Origin of the sequence: Sphaerisporangium sp. NPDC005288 (genome assembly GCF_040607475.1) — a bacterium.
Lineage (GTDB): Bacteria > Actinomycetota > Actinomycetes > Streptosporangiales > Streptosporangiaceae > Sphaerisporangium > Sphaerisporangium rhizosphaerae.
The window spans coordinates 49,910-57,296 of record NZ_JBEXGT010000053.1 but is presented as its reverse complement, the minus strand read 5'-3'; the positions used below and the strand labels follow the sequence as shown (position 1 = coordinate 57,296).

8 protein-coding genes are annotated in these 7,387 nt (G+C 70.4%); 5 read left to right on the top strand and 3 right to left on the bottom strand.

Annotated elements, in window-relative coordinates; genetic code table 11:
- Positions 1–617 precede the first annotated feature (617 nt).
- From ABZU32_RS35345 to ABZU32_RS35335, 3 genes are all read left to right on the top strand, one after another.
- Positions 618–1,070 (top strand): hypothetical protein, encoded by a 453-nt coding sequence (locus ABZU32_RS35345; protein ID WP_354929545.1) that lies wholly within the window; start codon positions 618–620, stop codon positions 1,068–1,070.
- A gap of 70 nt (positions 1,071–1,140) precedes the next feature.
- Positions 1,141–2,124: a helix-turn-helix domain-containing protein gene (locus tag ABZU32_RS35340; RefSeq protein ID WP_354929542.1), complete on the top strand. Its 984-nt coding sequence runs from the start codon at positions 1,141–1,143 to the stop codon at positions 2,122–2,124.
- A 173-nt stretch (positions 2,125–2,297) separates the two neighbouring features.
- Positions 2,298–2,588 carry a hypothetical protein gene (locus ABZU32_RS35335; RefSeq protein WP_354853976.1) on the top strand — a complete coding sequence of 97 codons (291 nt, stop codon included), beginning with the start codon at positions 2,298–2,300 and terminating at the stop codon, positions 2,586–2,588.
- Between the two features lie 94 nt (positions 2,589–2,682).
- Here the strand turns inward: ABZU32_RS35335 and ABZU32_RS35330 are convergent, their stop codons facing one another.
- A complete protein-coding gene (locus ABZU32_RS35330) occupies positions 2,683–3,027 on the bottom strand; it encodes a hypothetical protein (RefSeq protein ID WP_354929539.1) in 345 nt (114 codons plus the stop codon).
- A 286-nt stretch (positions 3,028–3,313) separates the two neighbouring features.
- On the opposite strand from ABZU32_RS35330, the gene ABZU32_RS35325 reads away from it, so the two are divergent.
- Positions 3,314–3,997: a hypothetical protein gene (locus tag ABZU32_RS35325; RefSeq protein WP_354929536.1), complete on the top strand. Its 684-nt coding sequence runs from the start codon at positions 3,314–3,316 to the stop codon at positions 3,995–3,997.
- A gap of 153 nt (positions 3,998–4,150) precedes the next feature.
- Positions 4,151–5,149 carry a pentapeptide repeat-containing protein gene (locus tag ABZU32_RS35320; protein WP_354929533.1) on the top strand — a complete coding sequence of 333 codons (999 nt, stop codon included), beginning with the start codon at positions 4,151–4,153 and terminating at the stop codon, positions 5,147–5,149.
- Positions 5,150–5,477: 328 nt separating this feature from the next.
- On the opposite strand, the gene ABZU32_RS35315 is transcribed toward ABZU32_RS35320, so the two are convergent.
- Together ABZU32_RS35315 and ABZU32_RS35310 are read right to left on the bottom strand one after the other, a co-directional pair.
- A complete protein-coding gene (locus ABZU32_RS35315) occupies positions 5,478–6,131 on the bottom strand; it encodes a response regulator transcription factor (RefSeq protein WP_354929530.1) in 654 nt (217 codons plus the stop codon).
- Positions 6,109–7,260: a histidine kinase gene (locus ABZU32_RS35310; RefSeq protein ID WP_354929527.1), complete on the bottom strand. Its 1,152-nt coding sequence runs from the start codon at positions 7,258–7,260 to the stop codon at positions 6,109–6,111. The genes ABZU32_RS35315 and ABZU32_RS35310 overlap by 23 nt, the downstream gene beginning before the upstream one ends.
- Between the last annotated feature and the right edge of the window lie 127 nt (positions 7,261–7,387).

Here is a 7,387-nt window from a genome sequence, read left to right as displayed (position 1 = left end):
CCGCCCTCAACGCCTTCGCCATCACCTTCGAAGACCGCCTCACCCCGACCACCCGATAACCAACAACCGAGTTACACCGTTGGCTGGACAGACCCCCGGCCCGAGAGTGCTTCACCGCGTTCGCCATGACCTCGCCGGTGATGAGCAGGATAGGGCTCGCTGGTCATTACCATCTGGTGACCGTCACAGCGGGGGTGGCGTCCGAAGTTGACCTTGGGGCGCGCGCCGCGCCACAGTCGTGCGCGTGTCCGCTGAAGAGATCCTTGAGCAACCCGGTGTGCGGTGGCGGCCGTGGACCGTGGTCGTTCTCCTGGCCTTGGCCGGAGCGGGGGTGTGGGCGCTGCGCCGCCCGCCGGCCGGGCCGTTGCCGCCGCCGGACGCCCCGTGGCCGAGGTCGGGGGAGGCGTCGGTCTTCCTGTGCCGGACCGGCCTGCTGGACGACTGCCGTGGGGGTGCGGCGGAATCGGGGGCGCGGCACGCGGAGATCGAACGCGCGCTGCGGAGCCTGCCCGAGGTGTCCGCCGTACGGTTCAAGTCCCAGGCGCAGGCGCTCCTGGACTTCAAGGGGGAACAAGACTCTCAGCGTCACCCTCCGCGACACGGTCCGGGAATCCGATATGCCGGAGTCGCTCGAGGTGACCCTGACCACGGTGGGGGACTTCCGGCAGAAGGCGGAGGCGGTGCCCGGGGTCTCGGACGTCCACGTGCGCGGGACGAGCTTCTGGGCCGGCAGGACCGACGTGGCGGTCCGGCTCTGCGGGCAGAGGCCGGTGGACGAGGGCTCCCGATGCGCCGAGCGGGGCGCCGCGATCGCGGAGGAAAAGGCCGCCGTTTTCCAAGCCCTCCGAACCATGGAGGGGGTCGGCGACATCTACCTAGAGGAACACGCACACGCCGTCAAGGACGCCTTGTGGGTGACGTCCGGCTCGTCGGAGGACGTCGCCAAGCGCGACCGGTACGTCCCGGAGTCCTTCCACCTGGTCCTCGACGCCCCCGACGCCGCCGAACGCGTCAAGCGCGTGGTCGGCGGCCTGCCGGGTGTGCGCAGCGTCGACAAGGAACTCGGCTAGGGCCTGTACAGATTTCAGAACTTCAGACGGGGTTCAACCGATTCGCAGCGGGGGGTGACCGTTGAGAACAGTGATCCATACGGACGATCTGCCGGTGGAGGAGCGGTTCGACTTCTGGCGCGACCACCTGTTCCGGCAGGTGGTCGCACCCATGAGAATCGCCTGTGACGATCCGGCGGGGTTCAGGGGAAGCATCGACTCGATGGATCTGGGCGCCGTCCATGTCTCCGCGGTGGAGGCCTCTCCCTGTGGGGCGTACCGGACGTCTCGCATGATCCGCCAGTCCGATCCGGAGATGTTCCAGGTCGCGGTCAACCTACGCGGGGAGACCTCGATCACGCAGGACCGCAGATGCGCTCTGTCGCACCCGTCGGATCTGGTGCTCTACCACACCTCACGTCCCCATCAGATACAGACTGGGTTCGGGAGGAATGCCACCCACGGCGTGATGGTGGTGTTTCCAGCCCAGCTGCTGCCGCTGCCCGCGCGCAAAGTGGAACGGCTGACCGCCACGCCGCTGTCAGGCCGCGAGGGGATCGGTGCTCTGATCCCGGAATTCCTCACCCGTCTGGTCGACGGCGCCGACCAGTACGGGCCGGCGGACCGCTCCCGCCTCGGGGGCGTCCTGACCGACCTGCTCACCGCGCTGCTCGCCCACCGTCTCGACGCCGACGCGGCTCTGCAGCCGACCACCCGCCAACGGGTCCTCCTGCTGCGGGTTCATGAGTTCATCCAGCGGCACCTGACCGACCCGGACCTGTCCCCGGCCACGATCGCCGCCGCCCACGGCATCTCCGTCCGCACCCTGCACCGGCTCTTCCAGACCGAGGACGCCACGGTCGCCGAATGGATCCGCGCCCAGCGGCTGGAGCACTGCCGGCGCGACCTCTCCGACCCCGCCCTCGGCGACCGGCCGATCCACGCCGTCGCGACCCGATGGGGCTTCCCCGCCCCCGCGCACTTCACCCGCGCCTTCAGCGCCGCCTACGGAGTCACTCCCCAGGAGTACCGGAGCCGGCACGATCTGGATCGAATTCTCGATTGGCACGCGTAGTCAACGCGTTGGCGCTCGGGTGCAACGACACCCGCGCGGACGTCTGTGAGTCTCATGGAGGGGATCACACGCGAGCGATCGAGGCGAGAGCACGGTCGAGCGTGTGAGGCACTGCCGCCCGGATCTCGGTGCGGAGCGCACCCGGTCTAATCCAGAAAATCGGAGGGAAAACAATGAGAAAGAACGTCACCCGGGCCGCGATGCTCGTGGCCTTCTCCGGAGCCGCGATCGTCGGGGTGGTGTCACCGGCGTCCGCCGGCACGAAGCCGTCATGCGTGTCGGTCGAGGTGCACAGCTTCAACAGCATCACGATGCACAACAACTGCTCGACGAGCCAGCGCCTGAAGGTCGTCTGGAAGAACGCCCGGGACTCCGGGTGCTTCACGGTCGGCGCCGGGAGCTCGAAGGACGTGAACGCCTTCAACCAGCCGTTCGCCTCGTACGACAAGGTCGTCACCTGCTGACGAGTCCTCATTGTGTCGACCGCGACAGCGGTCAGGGGCCCCGCGCCTGATGGGACGGCGTCGGGGCCCCGAGGGGTGGCCGGCGGCGAGCCGGTCAGCGGCCAAGTTTGACGATCTTCTCCAGGTCGGCGGCGGAGTAGTCGCGGCCGGCGGCGGCCTCGGCGAAGTGCTCGACGCGCAGGCTGGTGGGCTTGATCGGCCCGCCGTCCAGGCGGTCGGCGTGGTGGTCGTCCAGCAGCTTCTGCGCCTCGACCGTCGCCTCGGCGAACCGGGTGAGCGGATCGGCGCCGCAGGCGAGCACGTCGCCCATGGCGCGGGTCATGACGTCCTGGTTGCCAGCGAAGTCACCGAACTGCGCGCCCTCCGACAGCGGCACGTCACCCGACCCGGCCGCGCGCACGGCGCCCTCGGGGAAGTTCAGGACGTGCTCGCTGGCCACGCGGTGGTAGGGGTGCAGCTCGAACCAGCCCTCGTTCTCAGCACGTCGAGCGCGGAGTGGGTCAGCGGCATGAAGCTGTTGGCTGCTGGTACCACGGCGGGGACTGGCGTCGCGTGTGCTCGGCGGCGATCCGCCTAGTCCGCCGTGCCCAACGCGCCGGACTCCCCCACGAGGACATCCGCCAGGCCGTGCTCGACGACGCCCGCGCGGAAGGACTGCCGAAGTGGGAGCTGTACGCGCTGCACACGCTGCTGGCCGACCCCATCGTGCTCGGCCACGACGGACGATGGCCGGCCTTCGCGCACGCCTCGTACACCAATGGCCAGCACCGGGCCCACACGGGCAAGGTGCGACGTGCCGAGGCGAACCATCGGCGGCCGACGGCGCGGATTTCTCCGGCACCACGGTCGACTTCGACCGCGCGTGGTTCTCCGGCGCCACGGTCCACTTCCGCGGCGCGGGGTTCTCTGGCGGCACGGTCGACTTCAACCGCGCGTGGTTCTCCGGCGGCACGGTGGACTTCGGCGGCGCGTGGTTCTCCGGCGGCACGGTGGACTTCGGCGGCGCGGGGTTCTCTGGCGGCACGGTGGACTTCGGCGGCGCGGGGTTCTCTGGCGGCACGGTCGACTTCAACCGCGCGGGGTTCTCCGGCGGCACGGTCCACTTCCGCGGCGCGGAGTTCTCTGGCGGCACGGTCAACTTCAACCGCGCGGGGTTCTCCGGCGGCGAGGTCCACTTCCGCCGCGCGGGGTTCTCCGGCGGCACGGTGGACTTCGGCGGCGCGGGGTTCTCCGGCGGCACGGTCGACCTGAGCAGTCCTGCCCGGTGGGAGGTTGCGCCGGTCGGGTTGCCGGATGCGGCGCCGGCGGGTCTGCTGTTGCCTGCGGTGCCCATCGCGGTGCCGAAGCCGGATCCAGGGTGGTCTGGTGCGGGCGGGGCCCCTCCGGAGGCGGCGGCCGCAGCGGAGTGAGTCGGGCACAAAGGGCCGCCAAAGATCGCCCAGGGAAATCCGGGCGCGTTTCTCATCAGTAGCGCCTCCGGCGCCGTCACCTGCCGGTCACGATCAGCTATCACTGTGGCTTAGGCCGGTTGCTGGCGGCGGGGCTGGCGGCAGCGTTGAGGGATGAGACGTTGGCGAGGGTTGCCCCGGATCGTTCTGGTGGCGGCGGGCGTCGTTTTGTTGGGTGGCCTGGTGTGGGTGCTGGGCCCGGGGGCGGCGTGGGTGCTGGCGCACTTCGACGGCGTAACCGGGCTCGCCGGCAAGGACCTGGCCGCAGCCCTGGATGCGATCCGCGGGCGGGCGCTGACCATCGCCACCGGGCTGATCGCGCTGGTGGCGGTGTACTACACCGCCCGCAACGCCGACACCGCCCGCCAGGGGCACATCACCGACCGGTACACCAAGGCGATCGAACAACTCGGCTCCGACAAGCTCGACATCCGGCTGGGCGGCATCTACGCCCTGGAGCGGATCGCCCGCGACTCCGCCCGCGACCACCCCACCGTCATCGAGGTACTGGCTGCGTTCATCCGCGAGAACTCCCCACTCCCCGCCCCAGACGGTCCGGAAGGCGCCGGCGAGCCGCCGCCCGCGAAACTGCGCACAGACGTGCAGGCTGCGCTCACCGTCATCGGTCGACGAACCCTCACCCATGACCTACCGATGAGGCGAATTAAGCTCACCGGCGCGTATCTCAACGAGGCGGACCTCACCAGCGCGAACCTCACCCGCGCGGACCTGACCGGCACGCACCTCACCCGCGCGAACCTCCTCCTCGCGAACCTCGGCCGCGCGCACCTCACCAACGCGAACCTAACTCGCGCAAACCTCGGCGGCGCGAACCTCACCCACGCGCGCCTAACCAACGCCGATCTCGCCAACGCGAACCTCAGCAGCGCGGACCTCACCAGGGCGAACCTCATGGGCGCGAAGCTCACCGGCGCGTATCTCAACGAGGCGGACCTCACCAGCGCGTACCTTGCCGGCGCGGACCTGACCGACGCGGACCTGTCCCACGCGAAACTAACCGGCGCGGACCTGTCCTACGCGAAGCTGACCGGCGCGAAGCTGACCGAGTTGCCGGGGGGTGGGGCGGTTTCCGCTGCGGAGTCGGAGGGATGACGGCGGCTGGCCGCGGGTGACATACCGGTCTCGCGGGGCCTCGGAGATCGCTCACGAGAATGCCAAGTCCGCCTACCCGCGGTCCACGGTGGCGAGGAACAACGGGACAGTCATTGGCGGTACGGGCCGTTCGGGCAGGTCAGAGCGGTGCGTGCGCAACCCGTGTGGAGTCAGCTCTTCGGCCCGTACATGGCGGGACAGTCCGGCGCGACGACACCATCTTTGATCTTTCTCCACGTCGCGGTGACCATGCTCACCATGATCCATCTCACCGCCGATGACTGTCCTGCGTCCCCCGACCCTGTTGTCGCGAGGGCTGGGCCGAAAATCAGTCGACCAGGCCGGCGCGGTAGGCGGCGATGGCCACCTGTACGCGGTTCGTGACGGCGAGCTTGTCGAACAGGTGGGAGATGTGGCTCTTGACCGTGGCCTCGCTCATGTTCAGGCGGGTTGCGATCTCGGTGTTGGAGTGGCCGAGCCCGATCTCGGTGAGTACCTCGCGCTCGCGACCGGTCAGGGCCTCCAGCCGGGCGAGCGCGTCACGGCGGCGCCGAATCGGCTGGTCGGTGGTGAGCCGGTGGATCAGCCGCCGAGTGACCCGCGGGGACAGCATCGAGTCGCCGCCGTGCGCGAGACGGATCGCCCGGATCAGGTCGTGCGGCGAGGTGTCCTTGAGTAGGAACCCGCAGGCTCCCGCCTCCAGGGCGGTGAGGATGTGCTCGTCGCTGTCGAACGTGGTAAGGATGATCACCGCGGGTGCCCGGGCGAGCCGGCGGATGGCACCGGTGGCGGCCAGGCCGTCGTACCGGGGCATCCTGACGTCCATCAGGACGACGTCGGGCCTCAGGCGGCGGACCGCGTCGACGGCCTGGTTGCCGTCCTCGGCCTCGCCCACGACCTCCACGTCGGGTGCGGACTCGATGATGAACCGCAGCCCCGCGCGGATCAGCGACTCGTCGTCAACCAGCAGTGTCCTGATCATGTGATTCCCTTGGGGATGCGTCTGCGGCGTGCCACGGCAGTCGGCCCTCAAGACGCCAGCCTCCCGCATCGTCCGGCCCGCCGCGCACCGTTCCGCCGATCAGCCCGAACCGCTCCGCCAGGCCCACCAGACCGACCCCGGCGCCGGTCTCCGGACTCGGCTGGGGCGATCGTCCGTTGGCGACCGCGATCGTGACGCCGGCTTCCCTGCTCCCGGTCGCCGTGACCGTGACCGGGGCCCCGTGGGCGTGCTTGTGCGCATTGGTCAGGCCCTCCTGGACGAGGCGATGCGCGGCCCTGGCCGTTTCCGGTGGCCACGTGCCGATATCGCCGTGCAGGGTGACGGTCCCGCCGGCCGATACCCAGGAGTCCACCAGCCGCCGCAGGTCGGGGAAGCCGTCGTCGTCATCGTCGGGCCCGGCGTGCAGCACGCCAAGAATCTTGCGCAGCTCTTCGAGCGCCTCCCGCGCGCTGAGCCTGATCAGCGCCGCCTCCCGCTCGACGCGCTCCGGCCCTGCGCTCGCGTTCACCTCCAGGCCGCCGGCGTGCAGCGAGATGAGCGTCATCTTGTGCGCGAGCACGTCGTGCATCTCCCGGGCGATCCGGCCGCGCTCAGCGGACCTCGCCTGCTCGTCACGCAGACGCTGCTCGGTCTCGGCGCGTTCGGCGCGCTCGCGCAGCGATCGGGTCAGCTCGCGGCGGGTGGTGACGTAAGCCCCGGCCGCCAGCGTGGCCCCGGTGGCGGTCACCGCTGAGATCAGCGCGTCCGTGCCCAACCGGCCGCCGTCCACCCACTGCTGGGTGAGGAACCCCGCCATGCCGATCGCCGCCAGCGCCAGGAAACGCGTGCCCGCGCCGGAGAACAGGCTGATCAGCAGCGGCCCCGGATTGCCCGACAGCACGTACGCGCCCGCTCCGACGACGGCCACCGCGACCGGCCACCGGCCCCGGAACCAGACCGCACCCGTGCCTGCCAGCCCGGCGGCGGCGATGACGGGTCGCGGCAGCGGCGCCCACGGCGTCTTGACCGCCAGGACGGTGAGGAACAGGCAGAGCGCCACGGAGGCCGCGCTGATCGCGTATGGCTCGAGCGCGGCCATCCGCCGCAGCGCCGCGCGGTACGACAGCATCGGTCCAGCGTAGCCAGGGCGGCGGCGCGCCACCTCAGACCGGGGTCGGTGCCGGACGCCGGGCGGTCTCCGACTTTCGTCGGAGGCGCCTGTGGCCGCGATGGCGATGCGGCCGCACTCTCGCCGG